Origin of the sequence: Bacillus sp. J14TS2 (genome assembly GCF_018333015.1) — a bacterium.
In the GTDB taxonomy this organism is placed as follows: domain Bacteria; phylum Bacillota; class Bacilli; order Bacillales; family Bacillaceae_C; genus Lederbergia.
Genome location: NZ_BORE01000015.1, coordinates 118,371 through 145,220, shown reverse-complemented (window position 1 = coordinate 145,220; position 26,850 = coordinate 118,371). Strand labels below are relative to the sequence as shown.

At 39.2% G+C, this 26,850-nt stretch carries 29 protein-coding genes, 1 pseudogene and 1 riboswitch; of the genes and pseudogenes, 16 read left to right on the top strand and 14 right to left on the bottom strand.

Annotated elements, in window-relative coordinates; all coding sequences use genetic code 11:
* Positions 1 to 161: 161 nt before the first annotated feature.
* From KI375_RS20850 to KI375_RS20840, 3 genes are all read left to right on the top strand, one after another.
* Positions 162 to 686 carry a dicarboxylate/amino acid:cation symporter gene (locus KI375_RS20850; protein WP_212975340.1) on the top strand — a complete coding sequence of 175 codons (525 nt, stop codon included), beginning with the start codon at positions 162 to 164 and terminating at the stop codon, positions 684 to 686.
* Positions 676 to 1,398, top strand: coding sequence for a cysteate racemase (gene cuyB, locus KI375_RS20845; RefSeq protein WP_212975339.1), 723 nt, complete (start codon positions 676 to 678; stop codon positions 1,396 to 1,398). The genes KI375_RS20850 and cuyB overlap by 11 nt, the downstream gene beginning before the upstream one ends.
* Positions 1,399 to 1,800: 402 nt before the next feature.
* On the top strand, positions 1,801 to 2,445 hold the full coding sequence (locus tag KI375_RS20840) for an SDR family oxidoreductase (RefSeq protein WP_212975338.1): 645 nt from the start codon (positions 1,801 to 1,803) through the stop codon (positions 2,443 to 2,445).
* 120 nt (positions 2,446 to 2,565) lie between these two features.
* On the opposite strand, the gene KI375_RS20835 is transcribed toward KI375_RS20840, so the two are convergent.
* Positions 2,566 to 3,369 carry a hypothetical protein gene (locus tag KI375_RS20835; protein WP_212975337.1) on the bottom strand — a complete coding sequence of 268 codons (804 nt, stop codon included), beginning with the start codon at positions 3,367 to 3,369 and terminating at the stop codon, positions 2,566 to 2,568.
* Positions 3,370 to 3,478: 109 nt separating this feature from the next.
* Here KI375_RS20835 and KI375_RS20830 point away from each other — a divergent pair, with 109 nt between their 5' ends.
* Together KI375_RS20830 and KI375_RS20825 are read left to right on the top strand one after the other, a co-directional pair.
* The gene (locus KI375_RS20830; protein WP_244852895.1) at positions 3,479 to 3,808 is read left to right on the top strand and encodes an SRPBCC family protein; all 330 of its coding nucleotides are present in this window, start codon (positions 3,479 to 3,481) and stop codon (positions 3,806 to 3,808) included.
* A 132-nt stretch (positions 3,809 to 3,940) separates the two neighbouring features.
* Positions 3,941 to 4,162, top strand: a complete 222-nt coding sequence (locus KI375_RS20825) for a hypothetical protein (protein WP_212975336.1) — start codon at positions 3,941 to 3,943, stop codon at positions 4,160 to 4,162.
* A gap of 96 nt (positions 4,163 to 4,258) precedes the next feature.
* Here KI375_RS20825 and KI375_RS20820 read toward each other — a convergent pair whose 3' ends face one another.
* From KI375_RS20820 to KI375_RS20810, 3 genes are all read right to left on the bottom strand, one after another.
* Entirely contained in the window at positions 4,259 to 4,618 is a 360-nt protein-coding gene (locus tag KI375_RS20820; RefSeq protein WP_212975335.1) for a DUF3139 domain-containing protein, read from the bottom strand.
* Positions 4,615 to 5,316 carry a hypothetical protein gene (locus tag KI375_RS20815; RefSeq protein WP_212975334.1) on the bottom strand — a complete coding sequence of 234 codons (702 nt, stop codon included), beginning with the start codon at positions 5,314 to 5,316 and terminating at the stop codon, positions 4,615 to 4,617. The genes KI375_RS20820 and KI375_RS20815 overlap by 4 nt, the downstream gene beginning before the upstream one ends.
* Positions 5,317 to 5,592: 276 nt before the next feature.
* A complete protein-coding gene (locus tag KI375_RS20810; RefSeq protein ID WP_212975333.1) occupies positions 5,593 to 5,820 on the bottom strand; it encodes an IS3 family transposase in 228 nt (75 codons plus the stop codon).
* 484 nt (positions 5,821 to 6,304) lie between these two features.
* Here KI375_RS20810 and KI375_RS20805 point away from each other — a divergent pair, with 484 nt between their 5' ends.
* Together KI375_RS20805 and KI375_RS20800 are read left to right on the top strand one after the other, a co-directional pair.
* Positions 6,305 to 7,150 carry an Hsp33 family molecular chaperone HslO gene (locus KI375_RS20805; protein WP_212975332.1) on the top strand — a complete coding sequence of 282 codons (846 nt, stop codon included), beginning with the start codon at positions 6,305 to 6,307 and terminating at the stop codon, positions 7,148 to 7,150.
* 29 nt (positions 7,151 to 7,179) lie between these two features.
* Positions 7,180 to 7,902: a MerR family transcriptional regulator gene (locus KI375_RS20800; protein WP_212975331.1), complete on the top strand. Its 723-nt coding sequence runs from the start codon at positions 7,180 to 7,182 to the stop codon at positions 7,900 to 7,902.
* Between the two features lie 54 nt (positions 7,903 to 7,956).
* On the opposite strand, the gene KI375_RS20795 is transcribed toward KI375_RS20800, so the two are convergent.
* The 4 genes and pseudogenes from KI375_RS20795 to KI375_RS20780 all read right to left on the bottom strand — a co-directional run bounded on the left by KI375_RS20795 (position 7,957) and on the right by KI375_RS20780 (position 11,582).
* Positions 7,957 to 8,547, bottom strand: coding sequence for a class I SAM-dependent methyltransferase (locus KI375_RS20795; RefSeq protein WP_212975330.1), 591 nt, complete (start codon positions 8,545 to 8,547; stop codon positions 7,957 to 7,959).
* 25 nt (positions 8,548 to 8,572) lie between these two features.
* A pseudogene (locus KI375_RS20790) lies at positions 8,573 to 9,076 on the bottom strand (P-loop NTPase family protein).
* Between the two features lie 287 nt (positions 9,077 to 9,363).
* Positions 9,364 to 10,551 carry an epoxide hydrolase family protein gene (locus KI375_RS20785; protein ID WP_212975329.1) on the bottom strand — a complete coding sequence of 396 codons (1,188 nt, stop codon included), beginning with the start codon at positions 10,549 to 10,551 and terminating at the stop codon, positions 9,364 to 9,366.
* A gap of 95 nt (positions 10,552 to 10,646) precedes the next feature.
* Positions 10,647 to 11,582: a helix-turn-helix transcriptional regulator gene (locus KI375_RS20780; RefSeq protein ID WP_212975328.1), complete on the bottom strand. Its 936-nt coding sequence runs from the start codon at positions 11,580 to 11,582 to the stop codon at positions 10,647 to 10,649.
* Positions 11,583 to 12,820: 1,238 nt separating this feature from the next.
* Here KI375_RS20780 and KI375_RS20775 point away from each other — a divergent pair.
* The 7 genes from KI375_RS20775 (at position 12,821) to KI375_RS20745 (ending at position 19,331) form a co-directional block, all read left to right on the top strand.
* Positions 12,821 to 13,237: a MarR family winged helix-turn-helix transcriptional regulator gene (locus KI375_RS20775; RefSeq protein WP_212975327.1), complete on the top strand. Its 417-nt coding sequence runs from the start codon at positions 12,821 to 12,823 to the stop codon at positions 13,235 to 13,237.
* 17 nt (positions 13,238 to 13,254) lie between these two features.
* Positions 13,255 to 13,794 (top strand): NADPH-dependent FMN reductase, encoded by a 540-nt coding sequence (locus KI375_RS20770; RefSeq protein WP_212975326.1) that lies wholly within the window; start codon positions 13,255 to 13,257, stop codon positions 13,792 to 13,794.
* A gap of 399 nt (positions 13,795 to 14,193) precedes the next feature.
* Entirely contained in the window at positions 14,194 to 14,460 is a 267-nt protein-coding gene (locus KI375_RS20765; protein WP_212975325.1) for a hypothetical protein, read from the top strand.
* 131 nt (positions 14,461 to 14,591) lie between these two features.
* Positions 14,592 to 15,380, top strand: coding sequence for a membrane protein insertase YidC (gene yidC, locus KI375_RS20760; RefSeq protein WP_207452533.1), 789 nt, complete (start codon positions 14,592 to 14,594; stop codon positions 15,378 to 15,380).
* A gap of 813 nt (positions 15,381 to 16,193) precedes the next feature.
* Positions 16,194 to 17,456, top strand: coding sequence for an efflux RND transporter periplasmic adaptor subunit (locus tag KI375_RS20755; RefSeq protein WP_212975324.1), 1,263 nt, complete (start codon positions 16,194 to 16,196; stop codon positions 17,454 to 17,456).
* Entirely contained in the window at positions 17,440 to 18,120 is a 681-nt protein-coding gene (locus KI375_RS20750; RefSeq protein WP_212975323.1) for an ABC transporter ATP-binding protein, read from the top strand. Before KI375_RS20755 ends, KI375_RS20750 begins: the two co-directional genes overlap by 17 nt.
* Positions 18,117 to 19,331, top strand: a complete 1,215-nt coding sequence (locus tag KI375_RS20745; RefSeq protein ID WP_212975322.1) for an ABC transporter permease — start codon at positions 18,117 to 18,119, stop codon at positions 19,329 to 19,331. Before KI375_RS20750 ends, KI375_RS20745 begins: the two co-directional genes overlap by 4 nt.
* A gap of 194 nt (positions 19,332 to 19,525) precedes the next feature.
* Here the strand turns inward: KI375_RS20745 and KI375_RS20740 are convergent, their stop codons facing one another.
* From KI375_RS20740 to KI375_RS20730, 3 genes are all read right to left on the bottom strand, one after another.
* Positions 19,526 to 20,593 (bottom strand): C45 family autoproteolytic acyltransferase/hydrolase, encoded by a 1,068-nt coding sequence (locus KI375_RS20740; protein WP_212975321.1) that lies wholly within the window; start codon positions 20,591 to 20,593, stop codon positions 19,526 to 19,528.
* A gap of 124 nt (positions 20,594 to 20,717) precedes the next feature.
* Positions 20,718 to 21,986, bottom strand: coding sequence for a threonine ammonia-lyase IlvA (ilvA, locus tag KI375_RS20735; RefSeq protein ID WP_212975320.1), 1,269 nt, complete (start codon positions 21,984 to 21,986; stop codon positions 20,718 to 20,720).
* Positions 21,987 to 22,187: 201 nt separating this feature from the next.
* Positions 22,188 to 22,664 carry an Hsp20/alpha crystallin family protein gene (locus KI375_RS20730; RefSeq protein WP_212975319.1) on the bottom strand — a complete coding sequence of 159 codons (477 nt, stop codon included), beginning with the start codon at positions 22,662 to 22,664 and terminating at the stop codon, positions 22,188 to 22,190.
* A 461-nt stretch (positions 22,665 to 23,125) separates the two neighbouring features.
* Between KI375_RS20730 and KI375_RS20725 the strand changes: the two genes are divergently transcribed.
* Positions 23,126 to 24,142, top strand: a complete 1,017-nt coding sequence (locus tag KI375_RS20725) for a hypothetical protein (RefSeq protein WP_212975318.1) — start codon at positions 23,126 to 23,128, stop codon at positions 24,140 to 24,142.
* Between the two features lie 86 nt (positions 24,143 to 24,228).
* Positions 24,229 to 24,337, top strand: a riboswitch (SAM riboswitch).
* Positions 24,338 to 24,605: 268 nt separating this feature from the next.
* Positions 24,606 to 24,782, top strand: coding sequence for a hypothetical protein (locus KI375_RS20720; protein WP_212975317.1), 177 nt, complete (start codon positions 24,606 to 24,608; stop codon positions 24,780 to 24,782).
* A 62-nt stretch (positions 24,783 to 24,844) separates the two neighbouring features.
* Here the strand turns inward: KI375_RS20720 and KI375_RS20715 are convergent, their stop codons facing one another.
* The 3 genes from KI375_RS20715 to KI375_RS20705 all read right to left on the bottom strand — a co-directional run bounded on the left by KI375_RS20715 (position 24,845) and on the right by KI375_RS20705 (position 26,706).
* On the bottom strand, positions 24,845 to 25,363 hold the full coding sequence (locus KI375_RS20715; RefSeq protein WP_212975316.1) for a DUF1648 domain-containing protein: 519 nt from the start codon (positions 25,361 to 25,363) through the stop codon (positions 24,845 to 24,847).
* Positions 25,364 to 25,428: 65 nt separating this feature from the next.
* Positions 25,429 to 26,076: a pyroglutamyl-peptidase I gene (gene pcp, locus KI375_RS20710; protein WP_212975351.1), complete on the bottom strand. Its 648-nt coding sequence runs from the start codon at positions 26,074 to 26,076 to the stop codon at positions 25,429 to 25,431.
* An 18-nt stretch (positions 26,077 to 26,094) separates the two neighbouring features.
* A complete protein-coding gene (locus KI375_RS20705) occupies positions 26,095 to 26,706 on the bottom strand; it encodes a hypothetical protein (protein ID WP_212975315.1) in 612 nt (203 codons plus the stop codon).
* Positions 26,707 to 26,850: the final 144 nt, after the last annotated feature.

Here is a 26,850-nt window from a genome sequence, read left to right as displayed (position 1 = left end):
CCCTTAATTCCCATTCTCCTTTTTTTTTGCAAAGAGACGATATATAACTGAATATTCAGTTATATATCGTCTCTCGTAGAAAACAAATCACTTGACTTTATTATCGCTTTTTTATGCAACGCTAGTGAAGGATTATAGACAGGGACCATTTGTGGAAAAAGATGTTGCAACCGGACAATCCCGAATGGATAGAAATATCACCGGTTTGGATTACAAGTTTTACAACATGCAGCACGAAGGCAACAATGCCAGTTTCGATACAGACGTGTGAGAAAGACTTAAAATTACCAAAGGATGTTGTTGGACTAACAATTCCAGTAGGAGCATCCATGAACATGGACGGAAATGCTTTATGGTTTGGTGCTGTAGCCGTATTTGTAGCAAACTTGACGGGGATTGAAATGTCTATAGGTGCACAAGTGACGGCAGTCTTATTGGGGGTACTCATGACATTAGGGAGTCCAGGTATACCAGGTGGAATATTTGTGGCGACAACTATCTTTCTAACAAGTTTAGGAATGCCGGTAGAAATTATTGGGCTTCTAGCTGGAATCTTTCGTGTGATGGATATGGGAATCACAACGATAAATGTTATCGGTTCAGTTGTAGCAGCTGCAATTATAGGAAATAAGGATAAGCGTAAAGATTTGAATCACTTGAAAAAGGGGCATACCAATGTTACCTAAAGCATGTATTCAAACGGAAAAAATTATTGGTTTATTGGGTGGTATGGGACCAGAGGCAACGATTGATATCTTTGAAAAAATTGTTAAGGCGACTTCTGCAAAAACAGATGCGGATCATCTCAGAATTATTGTTGACAACAATCCTAAAATGCCAAGTAGACAAGAAGCGATTCTAAAAGGCACCGAAAGCCCAGGACCAGAGATGGGATTGACTGCACAAAATCTAGAAAAAGCTGGTGCTGATGTCATTATTATTTGTGCGAATACGGCCCACTTTTTTTATGATGATGTACAAGCTGCAGTGGACATAGATGTACTACACATTATTGATGAAACTGTTCAGGAAACAAGAAGATTGAATAAAAAGACCAGAAAAGTTGGTGTTATCGCTACAACTGGGGCAATGAAGGCAAATATATTTCAAGATGGTTTTGCCCAAAAGGGAATAGAAGTGATCGAGATTCCAATTGACTATCAAAATCAAATCCAAGAATCAATATTTTCCTATAAATATAACGGAAAAAATGTTGAAGATACTGAAAAAATTGTTGAAGTGATTGAGCTGCTGATTCAAAAAAATGCTGAGGCAATTATTATGGGATGTACTGAAGTGCCAATTATCTTAGCTGGACTGACATTTAAAGTACCTTTGATTGATCCGAATGAAGTCATTGCAACCGCTGCGGTAAAGTTTGCAAAGGGAATAGAGTAGTAGTTGATGTTACAGGTACCTGTCACTTACCAAATGATTTGAATCAATTTTATAGTTTCTGAGGCTGTTATACACAATGTTTTCACCAAGGAAAAAAGCGAACTACTATCATGCATATAACCTGCTCCGGAAGTATACCTCGCTAAGGTAATAAATTGTTTATTTTCGGAGGGGGAACATTTTAGTTTTGTCCAGGCCTCTTTCCTTTATCTTGCATTAACTGGCTGCATGCCCACCCAGTGATTGAAGTTTCACTTTTGGGATAGCCTTTTTAAAAGATGCCCTGAACAAGACACTTATAAGAAATCATATTGTTTGACCTAGAGTTCACTTTAGGTTGTAAAGTGTATGTATAGACATTAGTAGTAAGTGGAAAATCCAATAAAGAAAGGAAGAGATATTGTGAATGTACTGATCATAGGAGCGAATGGCCAAATCGGTCAACACGTTGTGAGGAAGCTACATGAATCTAGTGAGCATGATGCCATTGCGATGGTTCGAAAAGAAGAGCAGAAGGCAGAATTTGAAAAGCAAGGAGTCAAAACAGCCCTTGTTGATCTAGAAGGAAGTATTACTGATATCGCCAATGCGGCAAAGGATGCGGATGCGATCGTATTTACAGCGGGTTCCGGAGGTCATACAGGAGCTGATAAAACCATGATGATTGATTTAGATGGGGCCATCAAATCTATGGAGGCAGCTAAACAAGCTGAAGTAAAACGTTTTGTGATTGTGAGTGCGATTGGTGTTCATCACCGTGATAAATGGATGGGTGCTGTACCATACTATAGTGCGGCCAAACATTATGCCGATGTTTGGTTAGAGAGAAGTGGTCTTGATTATACAATTATCCGTCCAGGGGGACTAACGAATGATTCCGGAACTGGCAAGGTAAAAGTGGCGGTTGATCTTGAACGTGGCCAAATTTCCCGCGAAGATGTTGCATCAGCCATTATTGCTTCACTGGAGAATAATCATACAATTGGAAAAACCTTTGATATGATTGAGGGAGAAACACCCATTGAAGAGGCATTAAAATCATTATAGTGGCATAAAAGGTATGTGAGGCGAGAAAGACCAAAAGGTTTTTCTTGACCTCTTTTTGTTTTGTCTTGATGTTTGTATGTACCCACACGATGTGGGGAGAATGGTACGATACCTGTTTCTTTATGTGCATTGTTCTTCAGGCTTTATATTCACCTTTTTCCATTTACCATCGATCTTTCTACGAAATTGGGCGATTTCTACGTCCGTTCCATTCGTTAATGTAATGAATATAAAACAATAATCAGCCCCATCATTCCCAAGAAAGTAAATACTTTTAAAATAGCTATTTTTAATAGTTGGATAGCGCTTTTGCACTAATTTGCACCAACCACCGTATTTTACATCGATAATCGCTTCCCCATCATGATCCCAGCCGTGGTATGGTGCACAAAGAAAATCCTCAGTTAGTTGCTGAATGTCTGCCATCCGATAACCTGTTTGTTCGTGAACAAGCCTAATAAAACCGTAAGCATAGCCGAAGAATTCAGCACTTTTGCCCTCCAGAATCTCAATTGCTTCAATCTCATAGAAAAATTGAATATCCTGCTTTTCTCCTGGAACCCTGCAAAGCTTTATTAAACTTAGATGCCCAACTCCTGCAAACGAATGAACATATTCTTCATAGCTTAATCTTTTTTGATAAGCCTTAGATAAAAAATTGTAGGCAAGTGGATAGGGAATATGGCCATTACCGATAGTTCCGCAGCTTCTTTCATCTGTGTTTGCAGCTTCACGAAGAATGCTAAAATAGTTGAGTAAGGTATCCTCAGGCGATCTAGTCAATTCTGCTGGCACTTGAATGTGCTTGTATGTTTTTTCATAATAAGGATCGAAAAAATCATAATCTGTAAATCGTTCATTTAATACAGGCAAGCAAGATGGTCGAAAAAATCTTTGTTCATCTGTTTGATTTCGTATGAACATGTTCAGCACCCCCTTGTTAGCTTATGGATAAATGGAGGAGAATGATCCGTATTTTGAACAGAAGATAAGAGAAAATAAGAATGTCAAGCTTTCCATAGGAGGTAAGAAAATGATGGAAAAACAAGGAAGTTTACCTGAAATTCGCAAAACAATTATTGTGGATGCTCCAATTGAAAAGGTCTGGGAGGCTGTTTCAACGTCTGACGGCATTGCTGGATGGTGGATGCCAAGCACATTTGAACCAATTTTAGGAAAAGAATTCATCCTTCATGCTGGTCCGTATGGTGATTCCCCTTGCAAAGTAACAGAGCTTATCCCATATGATCGTGTCGGTTTCGATTGGGGAAAGGATTGGCATATGTCATTTGAATTGCAACAGTTAGCAGGGGATAGAACTGAGTTCGCCCTTGTCATTCCGGCTGGGATAATGAGAGAGTAACTTACTTATGCGGTCGATCGTTTTTTCCTTTCTTGTGTGTGGGCTAATAATCTTAACATATAAGACAAAGCTACTTCACTCACTATATAATGGAGGAACATATGATTAAAATTTATTTTGTAGGGGGAATTAGTGATTAAATATCAGGGAATTGATTATAAGCAGTTATATCAAGATGGTGTCTCTTCTGGTGCGATAGATCCTGAAATTGCTTCATATAAACAATGGGTTAGAAAAAATGAAGAAGAATTTATGCCTATATACCAAGAGGGGATAGAACAAGATGTTTTTGAGAAGTTTTTATCATATAGTGAATGGATTAAGTTAAATAATTATGGCCAGCCGCCAAATTGAAATCCTTACGATTATCAAAAGAATCTATTTGTTTTTGCCCTCCTGTTTAGCGACAGAAGGGCGTTCCTTTTCAAGGTTATAAAAAATAGTTAATTTTTAATGAGGTGGGTATTTTAATTTCTTAAATTTATTCTCTTCAAGATTATTTCCGCCCCAAAATTGTTTCCTTATTTGAGTTTCATCTAACTCGTAGGCTTCGAAATACACTCTACCATCGTAATAATGATAAGAATAATATATATTTGGATTTTCACCATCTACATATGTATTTAAGAAATACCCTCCCATTTTGAAGTCCTTGTGAAAATCCGTATAGTTTAATTGGCTTTTCTCAATCCCCTGTTTTACGATGTAATTATTGATAACGCTTTTGGCATGGACTCTATTGTATATAAGAATACTACCTACTAATAAAATTAAAATCAGAATCATTGAAAATATATATTTTCTTTTCATCCTTTGAATTCAGCTACTTTTATAGGTTTGAAAGATTTATTAAATTCAGCAATTAAGGCATAGGGTAGTACCATTCCTTTTCCATTCCTTCTGACTTTCACGACTGGTATATTACCACTGCCATAATAATATGCTTGATATACCAATTTCGAACAGTAAGTTGGGTTTTTCTGATAGAGTTTATCAGTTATTTTATAATCTAAGAATCCGTTTTGTTTAGATGAGCCTGAAGTAGAATAAAAACTTCTATCAGCGAATTTAGCCACTCGTTTTGCAATTGTTTGATTATCGCCAGATTTTATAGCCTTTCCTTGATAAGACGCAAAGGGTTCGATTTCTCCGATGTTTTCTGTACTACCTAAAACTTCATCAGTAATATCCTCGAATACTTCTCCGTTATCACTCTCAACTTCCCCAGGAGGTTGCCCATAATTATTTAATTTTAACCATTCAGTATAAGATAGTGATTCCTCGAATACTTTTTCTTTAAGGCCTTCGTCGTATACTGGTATAAACTCCTCTTCATTTTCTTTAACAAATTCATCATATGATTTAGTGTCTGTATTGAGAGCTCCATCAGAAATCGCATCCTGATATAACTGCTTATAATCTATGTTTTCAGTAGCAAAAGCACCCGAAGGAAAAAATATGAAAACAAATGCGAGAAATATAGCAAAAAACCAAAAGTATTTTTTCATAAAGATCCTCCATGTTTTAAATTCTTATATATTATTTAATTTGTATATTAAATAAAAAAATTCACTATTAATTTTTAGTCATATGAAACTCTCCTCTCTCGGAATCACCAGAACATATTATTTCCCTATTTTCATTCCTTTCTTTTTGTTAAATTCCTATATTAAAAGACGAATTCTGTTTAAAATAGTTTCGCTTATTTAAAAAAGCTTTAATTTATTTATTGTAAATAAAAAAGCCCACGCAAGATAAGGTGGTTACCCCTAAAAGTTAAAGTTTTATGATGCTGATAATTGGTTGGACTGAGTTTGGTATTGTACTGGACTTAATCCAACCAAGTTTAGTTTCATACGTTCATTGTTGTACCAATAAATGTACTCTTCAATTCTCCTTTTTAATTTCTCATAGTTTTTAACTAATTCTTCTCCATGGAACATTTCCTGTTTCATGATTCCGAAGAAATTCTTCATCGAAGCGTTGTCTGCACAGTTCACTTTACGTGACATGCATTGATTCTCCATTTATTATGCTGATAATGCCAGCCTTGATTTGAATGGATGGTCGTTCGATATGGAACTACACGGTCGATGATTTCTATAGCTTGCTTAAGTGGTTGGAGTACCAAGTTTTTGATATACCAAAAGAGATAATTTTCCCATTATATAAATCCATAATAGGACTTAAATATAATTTTTGTCCTTCAGCACATTTAGATTCAGTTACGTTAGTTACTAACAGTTGTATCAAATCTACGATTCAAGCGATTTTTGGCTACCTTACCTACTGTACCTTTGTATGATTTGTAACGTGATTTACGTGTGAATTTTTCGCACCTTAATCCCATTTCATTCATAATTCGTGAAACTTTTTTATGATTAATTACATCCTCGATTTCTCAATTCTAAATAAATACACTTGCAACACTTGAACCTTACGTAAGGTTATGTTTTATAGTGTACTTAACAGTGAATAAGAGAAAGGGACATAAATATGGAAAATACAATTGTTAAGACACTTATTTATGATAAACAAGTGCGTTTATTTTTTGTGGATAACACAAAATTAATAAATGATATTCTCGGTTTGAACAAAGAAACAAACAAAATTCTTAAGCTGACATTAGGAAAAACTATTTCAGTTATGAGCTTAATGTCGGCTACCTTAAAAGGGGATCAGAGAATAAGTCTCCAAATGACAATGAGCGATCCACAATATAAAGTTTTTGCTGATGGGGATGCAAAAGGGAATATTCGTGGTTATCTTAATAATGCATTATTAGGAGTTGCTGATGAAATATCGCTTGAGCGCCTTATTGGTCATAAAGGGACGATTCGTGTGATAAAAGGTGCGGGGTTCAATCAATTTACGGGTATAACAGATATGCCATATCGAAATATTGTTGATGATATTTCCCATTATTTTATTCAAAGTGAGCAAACTCAAACCTATATAGGAACTAATCTTGAATTTGCGCATGATAATCGCATTTTGTTCAGTCATGCGCTATATGCAGAGTTGCTTCCTGGTGCTCCGGCTGAGCTTATGAATCAAGTTGAAGATACAGTCAATACGAATTGGGATTTCTTTAAAGATAGTAAGGGCAATATAGAAAAAAATCTAAGTCAACTATTTAAGGATGTAAAAGTGATCGGCTATAGGCCTGTCCAATTTTTCTGTGGATGTTCCAAAGAAATGTTTTACGGTATGCTCCATTCTTTAAGTACGAATGAATTAGAACAAGTCATTCATAATAAAGAGTCCATTGATACAGCTTGTCAAATTTGTGGGAGGACATATCATTTCCATTATAATGAAATTCAAGGACTGTTAAAGTAATACGAAGGCATTTTATAAGGGTGAAATAGATGAAGGAATACTGGAAAGTAGGAGAGCTTGCAGCATTAACAGGCTTAACAATAAGAACGTTAAGGTATTATGATCAAATTGATTTGTTTTCCCCGTCTCAATATACAGAGTCTGGACATCGGCTCTACACAGAAGCCGATTTGTCTAAATTACAGCAAATCTTGGCTCTAAAACAAATTGGGTTACCCTTAGAAGAGATAAAATCTGTCATGGACAATAATGAACAAGGCTTTGCTGCCAATATTATCGAAACGCAAATAACCCGAATAAAAAGAGATATACAAGTTCAACAAAATCTATTATATGAATTAGAGAGTGCATTAAAAACGATTCGCAGCAAAAAAATAATGTCTGTAGATGAAGTAACAAAACTACTAGGAGCTATGAAATTATATCAAGAGAAATATTTTACAAAAGAGCAGTTAGACATGATGAAAAATTATTATGATCAATATGACGAAGCTTCTTTAAAAAAGACAGAAGATGAATTTAGAATAATTGTGAAAAAATTACAATTGGAAAAAGAAAAGGGAACACCCCCTGCTAGTAGTAAGGTACAAGCATTGGCAAAGAAATGGGCTGACATTGTGTATTTGTTCACAGGGGATGACCAAGATTTAAAGAGGCAAGCTGAAAAGTTCCATGCGGAAAACCCTGATAATCAGTTGCAATTTGGGATTGATGCCGAATTATACAAGTATATCCAGGCAGCATTAGAATGAAGGAGTTCTCAAGTCAGACTATGGAGGAGGGTACATTTTGACCCTCTTTCCACACTATTTTTGAGCCGTGATAATATATGTTTTATCTGTTGGAAATAACTTTTGTGTTACTGCTAGTCCTGCTTTTGTGATTTCTTGTGACATGGATGCTGAAGAAATCCTTGGATGTGGATGTGTAGGAATCTCCTCTGCTTCAAATTCCATACATACGAGAGTGCCATGAGGTTTCAGCACACGCTTTATTTCCTGAAGGGAAGCAGGTAGTAAAGGCTTTAACTCGTGAAGAACTAACGAAACGAGTACAAAGTCAATGGAATTGTCGGATAACGGGATAGCGTCAACACTTCCTTCTAACGTTTGGATATTTGCGAGAAGTTCCTTTTTTGCTTTGGATCGGACTACCTCTAACATATTTGGATCAATATCGACTGCAAAAACAGTTCCTTTTTCCACGGCTTTAGCTGTTGGAATTGTAAAATAACCTGCTCCTGCCCCTAAATCTAAGATATTATCATCCTTTTTAATTGGAAGAAGATTTAGTAGCTCATCTGGCGATATATCTCCTCTTCTTTCAGGATCCTCCAGAAACTCAACTCTTTTGGCAAATCGTTCCATTTTTTCAGATTGATATGTTTCGTTTTCCATATGATCATTCTCCTTGAATGAAATTTTACTTTTGCAATTGATTTAAAGTTAATTTCAATATATCATTTTGTGACATATCGTTGGTGAATAGTATTTCTCCATCCACGTCAAGATAGTCGTGTGGATTCCACCAAGCATGTAAAGACTCTTCTCCAAATTCCATCCTTTTCGAACTAGCATTATGGCGCAGCACTGTTTCCTCAAAGGATAAATCAAAATAATAAGTATAGCACCTTTGATGATAGAACTGGATTAAATCGTTCAGCATCTTACCGTAACGACTTCTATACAAGATGCCTTCCACAATAACAAATTCGCATTTGTCTTTACCATATTCAGCTATTTGACGAATTAAATCAATAGAAAGGTTTCCATCTCGATCGTGAACCTTCAACATCTCACGGCGAACGACGTCCTGTGAAACCAAAAACGTTCCATGCCCTAAGGCATTTTACAGCTTTTTCGCCGTTGTCGTTTTTCCTGTAGATTTAAAACAAAGTTTGATTAAAAATATCCCATAGATCCGCATTAAAAGTTAAAAAATAAGAACCCGTTTTGAAAAAAGATTGATCAAAACGGGTAAATTCTTTGTGAAATACTATGCAATTTTTATAACAAAGTTTGATCATATTCTCCCTGTGTTACTAAGCAATGGCTCCCGATTGTTGGTGTCCTTCTATGATTCGGCTCACCGTAACGGGTCTAGCAGCGAAAACAGGACTTCCTTGAAGCAAGCAGAAACGAGGCTGCTTTCCCAATACCTAACGGCCACTACTTACTGTTTGCCTCCTTTTTTTCTCAGAATGTGAAAATGGGTTAGCGAAGCTCGCTGAAAAACGCACGAATATCATCGACCAAGAGATCAGGCGCTTCTAACGCCGGAAAATGACCGCCTCTGTCGAATTCAGACCAATGTACGATATGATGATCACGTTCGACGAATCGACGAATCGACGAGTCGTTAGGGAAGACCGCAACACCGGTTGGAACATTGGATAACTTCCCTGGCATCCCCCATGTTTTGGCATCCTCCTTATAAATGCGGGCGGAGGATCCTGCCGTTCTGGTAAACCAATAGATCGACACATTTGTCAGCAGCAGATTACGGTCAACTGCGTCTTCCGGAAGCGGGGCCGATGGATCGGTCCATTCTTTAAATTTTTCGATAATCCAAGCCAGTTGACCAACCGGGGAGTCCGTGAGACCGTATGAGAGCGTCTGGGGACGTGTTGCTTGAATAATTGCATAACCTGAGTCCTCAAATCCTTGTCCATTCAATTTGTCATATCTCTGGTGTTCCGCAGCGGTTAGATCCTCCGTTTCTGCCGGATCGCCCGAAGGAAATCCTGTTAGACCGTTTGAGTGAATTCCTATCACACGATTCGGAGCAAGCTTCCCCATCTTCGGTGAAATGATAGCCCCCGTGTCCCCTCCTTGCGCGCCGAAGCGTTCATAGCCCAAGCGGCTCATCAATTCCAACCATGTTACGGCTACTCGATCCGTGGTCCAACCGATATCATTCGTCGGGCCGGAGAATCCGAATCCCGGTATGGATGGGATGACAAGGTGAAAAGCGTCTTGCGGACGACCGCCGTGAGCACGCGGATCGCTCAACGGACCGATGATATTCATAAACTCAACAATCGATCCCGGCCAGCCATGAGTAAGAATAAGCGGCGTGGCGTCAGGTTCTGGCGATCGTACATGAAGGAAGTGTACTTGTTGTCCGCCAATTGTCGTCGTATACTGCGGAAAGCGGTTCAATGCATCTTCATATTTCCGCCAATCGTACTCTGTTCTCCAATATGCTGCCATTTCCTTAAGGTAACGGACAGGGACACCACCATAGTCCCAATTGGTGGCTTCCAGTTCGTCGGGCCAGCGCGTCCGCTCCAACCGCTCCTTGAGATCATTCAAGGCCAGCGGGGGAATATCGATGTGGAAGGGATTGATTTCGGTATTTTCGTTGTATTTGCGATTAATCGTTTTTTCGGATGTGTTCATTGAGATTACCTCCTAATTTGTCCGGAACATTGCTTGAAGCAGGGTTCCTGTATATAGGATAATCCACCCTTATTGCCAGCGGGTTGGCAACATTCTTAATATAATTTTGTAATGTTCATTGCAGCTTCTTTTAAGGCCGATGCGACAAATGGCGGGCTTAGAACAAACACTCCCGTACGGAAGCCAAGCAGAAAACCAATCAGCCAATCGTTGTTGGGATAACGGGCCCTCACGATGAGAGAACCGTCGGACTGCCTTTGAATCTCCGATTCGTCAAAATGATCTTCGGCTTGAACTCTTGCTGTGCCACTGAACCTCAGTACCAAATCGATCATTTCGTCGTTGCTCTTCGGGCCCCAATGTCGATTTAATTCCGATAATGAAATTGCCCGACGCTCGAATGCTCCCGGAAGTGTCGTTAAACTTCGGATTCTTGAAAGCCTAAAATTGCGATAATCGTTCAGTTGTAAACAATAACCGTATAAATACCATGTATAACCCTTCAGCACCATACCCATCGGTTCAATTCGCCGTTCCGATCCCTGACCTTGCACATTTGTATAAGTAAAGCCTACCAACTTTGTATTCTGAATGGCTTTTGTCAACTCCGCGTACTTTAACTGCTCGTGTGAACTATTGCGCCATGGACTTAAGTCAATCATGACATCTTCATTCGAATGGAAACCTTTACTTTCCGCCTTCGACACCAAAGCGCCAACTTTGTTCAACAACGCATCTAATTGTTGCCCATTAAAAACGTTGGCAGATTGAAGTCCTCGTAAGGCGGTAGAGAGTGCGGCAAGATCATCCAAACTGAGCATTTGTCTTTCTAGTCGAAAGTTCTCCATAATCTCAAATCCACCCTCAGCTCCCGTGAAGGAGACAATCGGAATACCCGCCGTATTCAATCGTTCGAGATCGCGGTAAATCGTGCGTAGCGATACCTCTAACTGATTGGCCAAGTCATGCGCTTGAACCCGTTTCCGATTTAATAAAATCATGGTGATCGCCATAAGTCTTTCTAAATTCAAGAAGGATCACACTCCAATTTCAGGAAAAGTATCGAAATATTTTATACGTTAAACCATTAATCTATTGTCTTAATCTATAGTCTTTAGGAGCGAATGTTTGAAATATCACGAATTCAACTCTCAACAAACAGTATGGTATATCTATAACAACACTGACAAGGACTGATCAGAACACCAAAATAATAAAAGCAGCAATGAATCCCTCTTCAATCGAAAGCTCAATCCTCAGCTTTACCACTTTTTGCGATATGGTTCACCGTGATTGATAAAACCGTTTAATTAATAAGGATATAATTACAACTCCTTCTTCCACAATGTGGCCTTTAATTGAATAATGCAGCTGATGTTTAAGGGTCAAAAGAAATAACCTATATTAAAACAGGGTTTTATCAAACTTTGTTTTAAATTATCAATCTTTATTTCAGATCAACAAACAGACCAAGTAATTACAAACATAGATTTTCTTAGAATCCATCTACGCAACATCCTTCCTATAAAAAATATAAAATCACCTCAATTTCCACTTTACTAAGCAAATGGAAAATTAAGGTGACCGGAAGTTTAAACTTCGTTTAAGTTCTGGCTTAAATAAAGCGTCCCTTCTTGAGAGCTGGTGATCTCCCAATCGATGTCCATTTCTTTCGCCATGAGGGAGACAATTGACAGGGCCCCTTTCGCTTCGGTGTTGTGTTTTATCCCTCCTCCTTTATTTTCAATTAAAAGGCACATTATGCCATTCCGTTCAACAAAGCCGATCCTACACTTGGATTTTAAGCCAAGGTTTATAATCAAAACCCATTCTCATTCCTCTGCTATCCTTAAGATTCTACTCAACAGAGTTAGTTCTACTTCGTTTTGCCAAGTGATTCACCTGCTGAAATATCAGAAGAATAAAAATGGCCCCCTGGAAACATAATGTCTCAAGAGGCCATTCTTATCAAATTTTTTGCGAATTATCAAACTTTATTTTAAATCCACATTTCCACCCCAGAGTTACCGCGCATAATAATTAATTTAGATTCCATTTCTCTCTCCCTAGCACTTTGTCAATTGCCAAATAATGTTATTTTTATCATGAAAAGGTTATTTGGGCAAAGGAGGAAGGCATTAAAGCTTTTTCAAAAAGCATTATGACTCTATTTTTAAAAGAGGGGATTTGACAAAAAAAATCATTCAAGATATAGTAGTTGATATGTCAATGTTGTCTAGTCAACAAGTTGAAGGAGGTTCCTGCTCTATTGAACTTGAACGAACATATTGGGATTTTAATTCATAGTGCAGATCTGGCGATCACGAGTTATGTGAGGAAGCAGCTGGAGCCCTTCAACCTTGCTCCAGAGCAGAATCTAATTATGATGATTCTCTGGAATCAAGATGGCGTCTCGTCGAATGACCTTGTGTCAGCACTTAATAAGGACAAAGCCGGCATCGCACGTATGATTGCGAGCCTTGAGGGAAAGGGATATATATATAAAGTCGATGACCCAAAGGATAAACGCAGTTTTAAAATTCATTTAACGGATGAGGGCAAACAGCTTTCTCATGATGTTATAACCGTACAACAAAACATGCGTGAAACTTTAACGAAGGGCATGACAAATGAGGAGGTTCGCGAGCTCCAGAAACTGATCACCAAGGTGATGAATAATATTTAGGGAGGACATAGATTTTTATGGATATTCTTATCATTGTAGGAAGTCTTCGCAAAGATTCTTATAACATGCAACTAGCAAAAACAATGCAAGAGCGTTACCGTGGAAAAATGAATATTGACATTGCTGATATTCGTTCTTTACCACATTATGAGCAAGACGAGGAAAATAATCCACCAGAGACTGTGAAGAATTTCAAGCAATCCATTGCGGATGCTGACGGGGTTATTATCATCACACCAGAATACAACTGGTCGATCCCTGGAGTGCTAAAGAATGCAATCGATTGGGCGTCAAGAGTCGATAAGGTTTTCATTGATAAACCAGTTATGGCTGCGGGCGTCAGTATTGGCATGGCTGGAACACTCCGTGCACAGCTTCACTTACGTGACATTCTTTCAGGTCTTCAGGCTCGATTACTTCCACCAAGCGGCAACGAAATCCTTATTAATTTTGCGACACAGAAATTTGATGATCAATCAGAACGACTAGTGGATGAACCGACTCTCGGCTTTTTAGATGTCGTTGTAGACAAATTTGTTGGATTTGCAAAAGAATAAGCTTTAGTCAAATATTGAACGACCAAAAGGATAGATGGACAAGGGATAATCCCTAGTTATATCTATCCTTTTTAAAGGGAAATATAATTAATCAAACGTTTGATTAAGAAAAAGAGTCGCTAATTATGGTAAGAATCATAAGGTAATTCATGAGAAAAGGTTTGAATGTATAGCTCGGATTTATGTGAACATTGAACATCCATGACAGATATTCTTTCAGCAATTGTTCCCTGTTAAAAAATACCGAATCTTAGATGATCAGTATTTTCCTCTCTATTTTTAGTAATTTGTAAATAAACCCTTTTACATTCTCCCAAATAACTACTATACTTTTAGTATTGTGATACTGTAGGTTCCTTATTGAGGTGCTAAATTGGATGAAGAAATTGGGTGTTAGCTATGTATGATTTATTATTTCAAGAGTCCTATGCTGAGTGGATTTTGCCGCTTACCATCGCGATTATCTGGATTCTAAGCTGGCAATTAATTATGCTTTCTCGTTCCGTTCATGCAAATGGACGAGCTAGTGAATCTGTTCAATTGAACATTTTTACCATGCCCACGATCCAGGATCAAAGACCGCGTTTCCGGCGCTTTCAATTAATGAAAACGGTGAGAAGGCAAGAATCACCAGATGATTCCGATGATCATCACTTTTCTATTTAGAGGGTAAACATCATAAAATGTTTGTTCAATAAGTAGGGGTCAAATGGATGAACTAAGGATAAACGGCTAAACTGTGGCAACGCCGTTTTGACCAACGTCCTGTTGGCCTAAAATAGAAAGGTGAACTCGAATTGAAAAAAAATACAATTTTACTTTCTTTGCTTGTGATCGCCACTTTAATGCTTGGTGGTTGTTCAGGAGTAGAAAACGAAACAGGCTTTTTTTATAATACATTTGTCCGCCCACTTGCTTGGGGGATTCATGAAATTGGTTCTGCCCTCTGGGGAGAATTTGGACTAGCAGTCATTGCTATTACGTTAATTATCCGTTTGGTCTTGCTGCCATTTATGTTAAATACGTATAAGAAACAGCAAGAAATGAAGGTAAAAATGGATATAATTAAACCAGAAATGGATGAGATTCAAAAACGATTAAAAGCAACAAAAGACCCGGAAGAGCAGAAGAAAATTCAACAAGAAATGATGGGACTTTATACGAAGCATAATGTCAATCCGCTTGGTGTGGGTTGTCTGCCTATGATCATTCAAATGCCTATTTTGATGGGGCTGTATTGGGCTATTCGGAGCTCGGAAGATATTGCGAATCACTCCTTTCTCTGGTTTGATCTAGGAAGCCCAGATCGAATCATGATGTTAATTGCTGGACTTGTTTATTTTGTTCAAGCGAAAGTGTCGATGGCGACAGTTCCAGAAGCACAGAAAAAGCAGATGCAAATGTTTGCCTATATTTCACCGATTATGATCATGTTTATTTCTTTTTCAGCACCTGCAGCATTACCACTCTATTGGGTGGTCGGTGGTATTTTTATGATTTTCCAAACATGGCTCGGTCGGAAATTCTATACGCAACATCCTGAAAAGGTAGAGGAAAACAGTAAATCGACTGATGTTAAGAAATAAAGTTTTGAAAAGGTAGTCTCTAAAAGGGGGCTGCCTTTTTTGTCGTTTAGGAAATTGTGGATAAGTTATAATTTTGAGTTTTGTCGTCTAGCTCCAGCGCCCAGCGGCTAGCAAACTTTCAGCTTCTGCTTGCGTAAGTCAACATCGACTCATTCTTCGCCGTGCTGTCTAGCTACAGACGGCAGGAGCGAGAGACTCGCAGGATGCGAGTCCATCGATGTTTCGACAGGACGTCGAGCCTTTAACCGATGTTCCGCAAAATAACCCTGAATCGCAGAAGGGGAAATTCACCCTTCTTCGTTTCAGGAACATTTGCTTGTCGCTCCTAATCAGCCGTCTTTCGCATTTCATGTATCCTTTATCTCAGGGCTACAGGATGTAGGTCAGAACAGCGTTGCGACGTACAGGAAGTACTAGTGCAGACGTTGCGATTGTCGTCGCGTTTGAGTCTGCCGCCAGCACGGCGTGTTTTTAGCTGTTCATCCTTACTATGAAAGTTTGTACGTTGTTAAACGGGCGCTTGCGCATTTGTTTTCTAGCTTACCAGAAGTTGAACAAATGCCGCTGGAAATTAAGGTAATGGTAAGGTTTACGTTCCAAGCAGGTTATCTCAACCTATTATATTTGAATAAAATCAATAATTTACCGATATTCTGTAGGAGTACAATCCTGCTTGACGTCAATAATGTTAGAAGAATGTCATCTTTTGTAAATATATTTTAATAAAAGAGAAACTTTTCTGTCATTTTTTACGTTATAGTATATAGAGCTAAATATGTATTTTTAATAGGGAGAATCTAAGGGGGATCTGTTTTGAAAAAGAAGGTATGGATTTGGATTAGTATTATTGTTGGGGTTTTGATCATCTTGGGGGGCGGAGCCGCTTTTGTGATGAACATGGGGGCCAAAATGGTTGATGGGGTAGAGGACATGGAAGATGTATCTTTAACCGTACAAAAAGCGAGTGAACAAGAATTAACGGAAAGTATTTTAGTTACCGGAAAAATTGTTCCCGAAAGTGAACAAAAGATATATCTAGAACCCGAGAATGGTGAAATTCAGGAATTTAAGGTAGAAGAAAATAAAAAGGTGAAAGCCGGAGATCCGCTATTTCTCTATGATTCTTCTAAATTAAAACGTGAATTTGATAAAGCGGTTCGTGATCGGGATTTAATCAAGAGAAGATCACAAATCGAGATTAACCAAATGGCAGAATTAGATAAAAAAATTAGAGATGCAAAGCAAAAGGTTGGCAGAAAAGTAGATCCAGAAGCGGAAGTAATGGAAGAGATTGTGACGCAAGATGATGTTAACCAACTGCAAAATGAGAGAGTCCAAGCTGAGATGGATCATGAAGGGACAAATGAAGAGATTGAAACGGCACAAGAAACGATTAATGAACTTGATACACAAATCAAAGCGATGACCGTAGTAAGTAAAATTGATGGCGTTGTTGTAAAAATAAACGAAAATATTGAAAAGACGGAAGAAGGGGCCAATGAGCCTGTCGTTCATATTATTTCTAGCGATCCTTACAAAGTCATCGGGACGATGAATGAATTTGATGCAGTGAAGATCGAAAAAGACCAAGCAGTTATCATTCGTCCAAAAGTGTTTAAAGATCGTGAATGGAAGGGTGTCGTTGAATCTGTCTCCCAATTCCCGTCAGACGATGGCGGGGGAGCAGAAGATTATGATATGGGCGGTGGCGGAGACGTTACGACCTATCCGTTTAAAGTTGCAATTAAAGATGATACCTCTGAACTGCGTCAAGGCTTCCACGTGTCGTTAGAAGTTGAAATGGGCGGCGGGGAAAAATCTTTAGCCGTTCCTCATATGGCGATAGTGGAAGAGGAAGCAATGGAAGAGGGCGAGGAAAGTAGCGGAGAAATGGTTGAAGTCATTTATGTTCTAGTGGATGGAGTACTACAACGCCGTGAAATCGAGACAGGAAAAATGAATGATGAATTCATCGAGATCACGGAAGGTGTGACAAAGGGTGAATTGGTTGTGACCTCCCAAGATCCTGGATTGTACGATGGAATGGAAGTGACATCCTATGATGAAGTTGAGTAAGATTACAAAGGTATATGGGAATGGTTCTTTGAAAGTCCCTGTCCTGCATGGGATTGATCTTTCGATTGAAGATGGTGAATTTGTTGCGATTATGGGTCCATCCGGTTCGGGGAAATCGACGTTAATGAACATTATTGGCTTCCTTGATTATCCTACAGCGGGGGATTATCAATTAAACAATGAAAAAATTAGCGCCTTTCGGGAAAAGCAATTAGCTGCGTTACGTAATCGTCATATTGGCTTTGTATTTCAACAGTTTTTTCTGCTCCCGCGTCTCAATGCGATGAAGAACGTGGAAACACCGCTTGTGTATGCCGGTGTTTCAAAACGGGAGCGTAAGGATAGAGCACAGCAAATGTTAGAAAAAGTCGGACTTGGCGATCGTGTAAAACATTTACCAAACGAATTATCAGGTGGGCAAAAACAAAGGGTCGCGATTGCCCGTGCTCTTGTCAATAACCCATCTGTGATTATGGCAGATGAACCAACAGGTGCACTAGATTCTACAACAAGTAAGCAGATTATGGAGCTTTTTGTGCAATTGAATCAAGAAGGCAAGACTGTGATCCTTGTTACCCATGAAGAAGAGGTGGCGGCATATGCTAATCGGGTCATTACGTTAAGGGATGGCCTGATTACGGATGATCGGAGGATGACATCATGAATTTTTTAGAAAGCTTCAAGATTGCTTTTTCTTCGATCTGGAATCATAAAGTCCGCGCTTTATTAACGATGCTTGGAATTATTATTGGCGTGGCTGCCGTCATTACGATTGTGGCGCTTGGTCAAGGAGCACAAGATAATTTGACAGATGAATTATTTGCGGTTGATGAAAATGTTATTGAGCTATGGTATGAATATGTTCCAACAGAAGAGGAAGAGGTAAGTGGAGAATGGTCATGGCAAGAGCCTGAATTATTCGCTGAAGATTTAGATGTTCTTCAGGCTGTTCCGGGCGTCAAAGCGGCAATTGGAACCAACTATGCAGGTGGTACAATTAATTATAATGACAAGACAGGGAGCCCAGAGATTACCGGTGTGGGTCCAGAATACTTCCGAGCACAAAGTATTGAAATCTTGGAAGGGAGACCAATCAATGCCAGGGACAATGATGGCATGAATCGAGTGGTGATGATTGATAAATCCGCTAGGAAGAATTTTTTCAAAGAGAATGAAAATCCGATTGGAGAAATTATTGATCTAGATGGCAATCCGTTTAAAATAATTGGTGTCTATAAATCACTTATACCTGAGCAATTTCAGTGGAATGAAGCTGGGGAAATGTTAATGCCGCGTGCGGTGGTCTCTACAATGTTTGGGAGTAATGAGATCGAAAGTCTCTCCGTTATTGCCGAAAGCCCAGAAGTAATGAGCGAGGCAGGGAGATTAGCAGCTGAGACATTAACAGAAAGTAAAGGGCTTGAACAAGGGCAATATACCATCTATGATATGTCAGAGTATGAAGACGAATTTAATCAGGTAATTTTAATTATGACGATCTTTATTGGCAGTATTGCCGGCATTTCGCTATTGGTTGGCGGAATTGGCGTAATGAATATTATGCTTGTCTCCGTAACGGAGCGGACAAGAGAAATTGGTCTGCGCAAAGCGTTGGGAGCGACGAGAGGAAAGATTTTATTTCAATTTTTAATTGAATCGATCACTCTCACTTCATTAGGTGGATTGATCGGAATCGGCTTAGCGAGTGCGGGGACAGGTTTAATTACAATATGGTCTCCAATCAATGCCATGGTCAGTCCAATCGTCGTCCTAATCGGTGTTGGATTCTCCGCCTTCATTGGCATCGTCTTTGGCATCTTACCAGCCAACAAAGCATCCAAATTAAGCCCGATTGACGCACTAAGATATGAATAAACGTAAAAAGACTAATTGCACCCTGCAATTAGTCTTTTTACTCCCGCATAGCGAAAAATACTCCCGCATAGCGAAAAATACTCCCGCATAGCGAAAAATACTCCCGCATAGCGAAAAATACTCCCGCATAGCGAAAAATACTCCCGCATAGCGAAAAATACTCCCGCATAGCGAAAAATCATCTATATTAAAATTTATCTCATCCGCGACCAGTGCGCTCCTTCGTCCATATGAACGAATGGGATATCGGTGTCGACTTCGCCTGTTATTTTTTCCAACGAAAGATTTTCTCCGTTTAGCCACTTAGAAAAGTCAAACTCAATCGGATCCTGATCCCCGCCTAAGGCGATCCATGCTTTCATTTCTCGAGGCAAATAACCGGAAGTGTGGATCGTCCCAGCCCAGCTACTATATAATTCGGAAAAAACACCTTGGTTGCGATTATTCATAAAACGGAAAGCGGACTCTGCGTCAGACAGTGCCGGATACTTCATGTTCATAGCTTCCAAACGCCGCTTGGAATCGACAAGATGATGGCGATTTTCGTCTGTTAGAAGCTCGAAATGATTGGTACACATTTTGGCCTGGCGAACTTCAATCCGTCGTGGTGTCGCTTCGACAATATAGGTTTCCCCACTTGCATCAAATACGGTATAGCTGAAGGAATGACGGTGGGGGATTTCTTTTAATAGATCAACAGCCTCTTCCACGGAGGCACACGATTCCAAAATCAGTCTCCCGATCATACAACATATGAATCCATCTGCCGGCTTTTTCCGATTCATAAAATTATAGCCCATGGCTAGTCCCTTTTCGTTCATCCCATCCATGCGTCCGGTTACTCTTTGACTGGGGCCAATGATCGCATAGCCTTGATCCGATGGTTGGAATACTGTATAACGGCCTTCATATGTTTTAGGGTGATAATCATAATTACGAATGAGATAGTCCTCGCCTGTTAAAATCGAACACCCTGATTTTACATAATCCAAACGATAGCCGCCAAACTCAGCCAGCACACGTTCCATGGGCCATGAAAGCGCCGCTTGCAGCCCCAATAATTCCTCCCAAACTCCTGGTGCAAACGGAAGAATCGCTTGCTTGACTTCTTCCACATTTATAGTAAAACGGGGTTTTCGAACTTTCCATTGCTGTTCCCGATTTTTGATTGTGAGAGAGCCCTTTATTTTTTCTCCTTGTAAAACACCAAAGTCATAATGAGTCCCTCGATATTGAATAATGTCACTATAAATTTTTTTCAAGATAGATCCCTCTTTGCATTTTAGGTAGGTTCATCGTACCTCTACTTGATAGACGATGTCACGCAATTGCGATCCAATTTTATCCACACCAAAAAACTTGAGGCCAAACGCCCCAAGTTTTGAATTAAATAAGAAGATTGAATAGCGTACTATCTTCATTCACTTCTGTATATGGAAAGCCTCTTTGTTGCATACGTTCCACCAAGCCGGCATAGTCCTCTGGTCTTTTTAATTCAATTCCAACTAATCCTGGACCACTTTCTTTGTTGTTTTTCCTCGTATATTCGAAATGGATAATGTCATCCTCTGGACCAAGGACATCATCGAGAAACTCACGTAAGGCTCCAGCTCGTTGTGGGAAGTTGACGATGAAGTAATGAAGAAGTCCTTCATATAATAATGATTTTTCTTTGATTTCTTGCATTCGCCCAATATCGTTATTGCCTCCACTTACGACACAGATGACTGATTTCCCTTTGATTTCTTCTTTATAAAAATCCAATGCCGCGATGGGAAGGGCGCCAGCAGGTTCAGCAATGATGGCATACTTGTTATAAAGTTCTAAAATCGTCGTACATACCTTACCCTCTGGAACAGGAATAATATCGTCCACGTATTGGCTGCAGATTTCAAAGGTTTTTTGCCCTACACAGCCAACAGCAGCGCCGTCCACAAACTTATCAACAGAAGCAAGTGGAATAATGCCCTTATTATCAATGGCTGCTTTCATACTTGCGGCTCCAGCAGGCTCCACACCGATCATCTGGGTATGGGGAGATAAATTCTTAATATAGGAGCTCAAGCCAGATATTAACCCTCCTCCACCGATACTGGAAAAGACAAAATCAACAGGCTCTTCTAAATCATTCATGATTTCAACCGCCACGGTTCCTTGGCCAGCGATGATATCATAGTCATCAAACGGGTGGATAAAAATCTTATCCTCTTTGTTGGAATATTCCAAAGCACTTTTTGAAGTATCATCAAAAGTATCGCCAACAAGGACAATTTCAACAAATTCACGGCCAAACATTTTTACCTGATCAATTTTTTGATTCGGAGTCGTTTGCGGCATGAAGATGGTTCCGGAAATGCCAAGATGAGAACAAGCAAAAGCAACCCCTTGGGCATGATTGCCGGCACTAGCACACACGACCCCTTTTTCCTTTGCCTCTACTTCAATTCGTTTTATTTTATAAAAAGCGCCTCGTAGTTTGAACGAGCGCACATGTTGCATATCTTCTCTTTTCAAGTAAACATGGCAGCCATATTTCTCAGATAAACGCTCACTTTTTTGCAAAGGCGTATGTGCCACAACGTCTTTTAATTGTTGGTAAGCAATGAGGATATCTTCCACATTCACAGTATTTGTTTTCAATTTTGTTTCACTCATGCTCCGTCCACTTCCCTTGCTAATAAACTAGAATATTCGTACATTATAACATGAAAATATGAGCTTGAACAAAGGTATATTCGGAATATTTTTTGATAGCGATTTCATTTCGTGCTATACGGGATAAGGGGTTGTGAATCGAGAGCTTGTCCGGTATATATCCAAAATTTGCAAGAAGTGGGGAACTAAAAAAGCTGAGGTTTACTCTTTTGACACTCCCACTTCTGTATACTGCATATCCGTCTTCTTTTCTAGAATGACTTCTAAAATGCCATTTTTATAAACGGCAGTTGTCTTCTTTTTATTCACAAGGGCGGGTAAGGTGATTGTTTTGGTGTTTTGAGCGACTTCTGAATCCTCAATGATTAGTTGATTGGTTGTATGGTATACCTTCCATCTTTCTAACGTTTTTTCGTCTGGAACAGAGATATGAATAAAGATAAATTGAAAGGATTCAAAAAGCTTTACACCATTTGATGACGAAGAACCTGAGGAAGAGGGCACCTGCTTAAGAAGAGATCCTACCCAATCATTTGAATTCGTTGCATTCTGATCGAAAGCCGAAAAGGCTTGAGACATCAACTTTTGCACATAATCGTCTACATTATTTTTGCCGATTTCAAAAGGAGGAGCCTTATCTTGGTTCTGGTTAAAAGGGAGTAAATTCCAAGGAAACATACGAATCCTTTCCTTCCTGTGACATAATAGTGCGTGTTCAAAAAGTTCGATAAAAAGGAGCAAGTCAGCAACACCGACACTAGTACATCCTGTACGTCGAAAGTTCAAGGCGGCACACCTTTAAGGAACGGATTTGTACAGGATGTACTGACTCCCGTGTTGCTCACAGGACGTGGGCGATTTTAACGAAAGTTCCTCAGTTCCAATATAGTGAGTACCAGAAAAGTAAGCCAACGCAGAAATTCGATGTGTCATTTTTGTTGGGCTTTTTGAACAACCTCTAATAGAGAATATTCGAAAACCATGATGTCAGCAAGGTTAGTCGATTTGGTCCCTTATATTCTATATTCTTATTTTATGTAAAAAAAGAATCGATGTTCTTTTATATAGGATGGAACTGAAAAATATGCCTAAAAAGAGTATGATAAAAGAAGAAGAACTGAAGGGGATGGAGTGAAAAAATGCGGAACATGTCATTAGAGGAGCTATTGACCTTAAGAGAAGAACTTCAGGTTTCTGTGGATGAAGAGAAAAGTGTGTCTCTTTCTGCGCTTATCGGAGTCGAGGAAGAATTGTTACAAAGGCTTGCTCGGCAAAAAAAAGATGAAAATCCTTATGATGCAAAAGAAGTGCAAAGAGCTCTTATTGCTCATTTGCTTCTTTTTGGAGCATATACGAAAACATATTATAAAAGAGACCTTGTTGATGACCAAAAATCATTAACGAAGGTACTGAAATATGATCGAGGCAATACAGCAGCTTACTATCGTCTCGGGATGCATGCCTATAGGAAAAACTTTTTCATTACAGCGGCTGTTCATTTTAATAATGCCCTGAAAAGTCATGAACAAGCTGCCCATTCGCCATTCAGCTTATCAAAACAACAGCAGTATCAGGTCCTGCTTTATTTACAGAACAGCACTTTAAAAGTAACAACTGAAACAGAGGCGATGACAAAAAAAGTGGAAGAAAACATGGATAGGGCATTTTTGGCTCATTCGGAACTTCCTCCTCTTCAAGAGAATATTCGTCAGCAGGAGGTTTACCTGCAAAAACATGCCTTTACAGTTCTATCTGAGTATGGATTGAAGGGTGCTTCGGAGGAAGAATGTGAGGAGTTAATGGCTGAAGCAGAGGAGAAGTCTACCTTGGTTTTATATTTTTCTGATGATCAACAGTCGGTCATTTTCCAGAGGAAAGAAGTACCGCTTACGATTCAGCAAGCGATCTTGTTAAAACGGTTTTTACTGAATCGTTTGGAAGCAAAGCCTGTAGAAAGAGCTGAGCTAACCAATGTATTTGCTTCACGAGATCATGCGGGAAAGGTACCTGCAGCCGTTTATAGACAAGCCCTTACTCGTTTGAAGAAACAATTGGCCAAATTGGAGATAGGCCAAATTTTGAGTGAACAGGAGAATGGCGATTTGTTTCAAGCTGATATGCCTTTTTTGTGCATACAGAGAACAGAGCAATTTTGAATAGATCCTTCACAAAGTTGTTAAAAAGAGACTTGCTTTTTCCTTGAAAGTTTTACCAATTCCTCATAGAATAAGATTAAATTGAATAGTTATCAAGAGTGGCTGAGAGATCTGGCTCTACGACGTCACAGCAACCTGCAATAAGCAAGGTGCTAATACCAGCAAAGTGATATTTTTTGCTTTGGATGATAAGGTCGGTCTCAAGACCCCGTCTGTTATCCAATGCAGATGGGGTTTTTCATGTGTATCTGCAAACGATGGTAAGTAATCCCACTAATAAAGTTTCACTTTATCCCGCATTAACGGGCAGTAATCCCCCCATCTCAAGGCATTAGAGAATACGGAGAAGCATAGGTGGGGGATACACTGCCCGTAAACGCCCGATTGGTTCAACTAACAATCAGTGGGGGATGAAAGAAAACCTCCACTGATTGAAGTTTCACTTTATAAGGAGGTATTCACATTGAAACGTTTGGTGATTGAGAGTGAAAAGAAACAAAAAGAGGAGAAGGATCAGGTGAGTGAAGTCATTAAGGAGATGTCTCCAGAGGAATTAGAAGCATTTAAGTTGGAACGATATCGAAAATTTATCGGTCCACTGACAGAATATCATATAGATGATATGAAAAATCGGAAATAAAACCATTTCCTTCGAACTTGCTGATTTCCGTCTTAAACACGGAAATCAGCTTTCGGTCAAGCTCATTGCTTTTCCTTTTTTCGCAAGCGAAACGAGCGGATGATAAAATAGATCATTGCAGCAAAAATGAAGCTTAAAAAGATAAGCGGGAACCAAATACCTAAACCAGTTTGATGATTCAATGCAATTTTTATCCCTTCCCAAGTGAGAAAGGAGAAGGAGAGCAGAATTCCATTTTTCAGGACATTGATCATATAACGGGCATTCTTATATTGCGTGGAAGCATTCTCCATGGTGATGGGAACCATATAGTTAAAAGCATGTGGATAACGTTCTAAAATGGTCATGCCAATCCACATCACAATCCCAATGATAGGGAGTATCAGCATTTCTCCTTTGCTTCCCCAACGATCCACCACACCCGCTGCATTATAATGAGCAGGCACTTGGTCTGGTAAAAGTCGCCAATGATAAATCAAATATACGATCGTACTTATAAAAACGATGATGGTCACAATATTAAGGGCCTGTTCCCATTTCGTGATAGGTAACGTGAATTTCGGCCGATTCTCCTTACCCATATATACTGGCCTCACTTTCTATTTTAAAAAAAGCATTATTCGACAAAATCCGGGGCGTGTCACCACTAATGAATCGTCCCGCCAATTTCATGGATGTCTTCATGTTCAAAAGCTGCTGTGATGGCAGCTATTTTTAGTGCTTGGATGATTAGGTTTAAGCTCATACTGGGGGCAGATGTATCCACAGTTTGTTTTGGAATAAATGGAATATGAATGAATCCGCCGCGAATATGTGAAGCATGTTCATGGAGATAATGCATCACTCCATAGAATAGGTGATTACAGACAAAGGTGCCTGCTGTATGGGAAACGCTCGCTGGAATCCCCATTTTCTGCATTTGCTTAACGATTCGCTTCACGGGCAAAGTACTCCAGTAGGCAGTGGGACCATTTTCAATAATGGGTTCATCTATTGGCTGCTGACCTTCATTATCTGCAATCCGTGCGTCATCTAGATTAATCGCAATCCGTTCTGGTGTAATCTGAGAGCGCCCACCTGCTTGGCCAACACAAATCACGACATCAGGCTGAAAAAATTCAATCGCTTGTATGACGACTTCTCGTGATGTATGGAAAACGGTTGGGACCTCTACAGCGATGAGTTCTATATCATCAAGGATCAATCCATTTAATTGTTTCATGGCTTCAGAGGCTGGGTTGACCTCATCTGTTCCGAAAGGGTCAAACCCAGTTAATAAAACTTTTTTCACGATAAACGTTCAACTCCTTTGCTAAACATCTTTATATCTTTCTATGACATTTTTCACTAAACGACTTTCAGTGAGGATGGATAATAGATAACTAATGATCACACCGTGCATCAAAATCTCGAACAACGTAAGAACAATCACGATGATATGTCCCCAAAACGTGGTAGGTTCAATTTCGCTCGATCCAAAGAAAATCAGCGAGGAAATGCTTCCCCAGAAAGCTTGTTTATATGTCGCAATGCTTGGTTCTACATAGTATAACGGAATCACGAGTAAAAAGACGAGTGAGAATCCAATCGGAATAACGGACATCATTCGTTTTGCCTTTAACTTTTCTAAAAAGGGAGAAGTAAAATGCTTGGTAATCACCTTCAACCGCATGAAGTGCAGCAATCGAGTAATTCGAGCTAATTGAAAGATATTATCTAAAGGAATAATCGCAATAATTAAAAATGGATTTTTCCTCAAAAACGTCCATTTGCTTTCAGATCGAAAAAAGCGATATAAGAAATCAATAAAGAACACGAACCATACTCCCCAAGAAACCCAATGATTCGAGCTAGTATGAAGCCAAATGGTCGAAATGGAAATAACTGCAAAAATCAGCATTCCAATTTCATATATCAGTGTCATTGGTGTTTGGAAATGTCCCCCTTACACAATTGTCCTTTTCCTAATGGTAACATATTTCAATCGAGAATCTTGCTCATTTTAAAAAAAGAAAAAGCGAACCCCAGCTAAATAGGGTTCGCTTTTAAAATGTCATTTTACAAAATT

Coding starts and splice junctions, on each gene's coding strand:
- KI375_RS20850 (WP_212975340.1), top strand. CDS start 162: ATGTTGCAACCGGACAATCCCGAATGGATAGAAATATCACCGGTTTGG.
- KI375_RS20820 (WP_212975335.1), bottom strand. CDS start 4,618: ATGAAAAGAAAATATATATTTTCAATGATTCTGATTTTAATTTTATTA.
- KI375_RS20795 (WP_212975330.1), bottom strand. CDS start 8,547: ATGGAAAACGAAACATATCAATCTGAAAAAATGGAACGATTTGCCAAA.
- KI375_RS20715 (WP_212975316.1), bottom strand. CDS start 25,363: ATGGGTAAGGAGAATCGGCCGAAATTCACGTTACCTATCACGAAATGG.
- KI375_RS20750 (WP_212975323.1), top strand. CDS start 17,440: ATGATGAAGTTGAGTAAGATTACAAAGGTATATGGGAATGGTTCTTTG.
- KI375_RS20765 (WP_212975325.1), top strand. CDS start 14,194: ATGTATGATTTATTATTTCAAGAGTCCTATGCTGAGTGGATTTTGCCG.
- KI375_RS20835 (WP_212975337.1), bottom strand. CDS start 3,369: ATGTTCATACGAAATCAAACAGATGAACAAAGATTTTTTCGACCATCT.
- cuyB (WP_212975339.1), top strand. CDS start 676: ATGTTACCTAAAGCATGTATTCAAACGGAAAAAATTATTGGTTTATTG.
- KI375_RS20730 (WP_212975319.1), bottom strand. CDS start 22,664: ATGTTTCCTTGGAATTTACTCCCTTTTAACCAGAACCAAGATAAGGCT.
- KI375_RS20725 (WP_212975318.1), top strand. CDS start 23,126: ATGCGGAACATGTCATTAGAGGAGCTATTGACCTTAAGAGAAGAACTT.
- KI375_RS20810 (WP_212975333.1), bottom strand. CDS start 5,820: ATGTCACGTAAAGTGAACTGTGCAGACAACGCTTCGATGAAGAATTTC.
- KI375_RS20815 (WP_212975334.1), bottom strand. CDS start 5,316: ATGAAAAAATACTTTTGGTTTTTTGCTATATTTCTCGCATTTGTTTTC.
- KI375_RS20770 (WP_212975326.1), top strand. CDS start 13,255: ATGGATATTCTTATCATTGTAGGAAGTCTTCGCAAAGATTCTTATAAC.
- KI375_RS20785 (WP_212975329.1), bottom strand. CDS start 10,551: ATGAACACATCCGAAAAAACGATTAATCGCAAATACAACGAAAATACC.
- KI375_RS20800 (WP_212975331.1), top strand. CDS start 7,180: ATGAAGGAATACTGGAAAGTAGGAGAGCTTGCAGCATTAACAGGCTTA.
- KI375_RS20830 (WP_244852895.1), top strand. CDS start 3,479: ATGATGGAAAAACAAGGAAGTTTACCTGAAATTCGCAAAACAATTATT.
- ilvA (WP_212975320.1), bottom strand. CDS start 21,986: ATGAGTGAAACAAAATTGAAAACAAATACTGTGAATGTGGAAGATATC.
- KI375_RS20745 (WP_212975322.1), top strand. CDS start 18,117: ATGAATTTTTTAGAAAGCTTCAAGATTGCTTTTTCTTCGATCTGGAAT.
- KI375_RS20805 (WP_212975332.1), top strand. CDS start 6,305: ATGGAAAATACAATTGTTAAGACACTTATTTATGATAAACAAGTGCGT.
- KI375_RS20705 (WP_212975315.1), bottom strand. CDS start 26,706: ATGACACTGATATATGAAATTGGAATGCTGATTTTTGCAGTTATTTCC.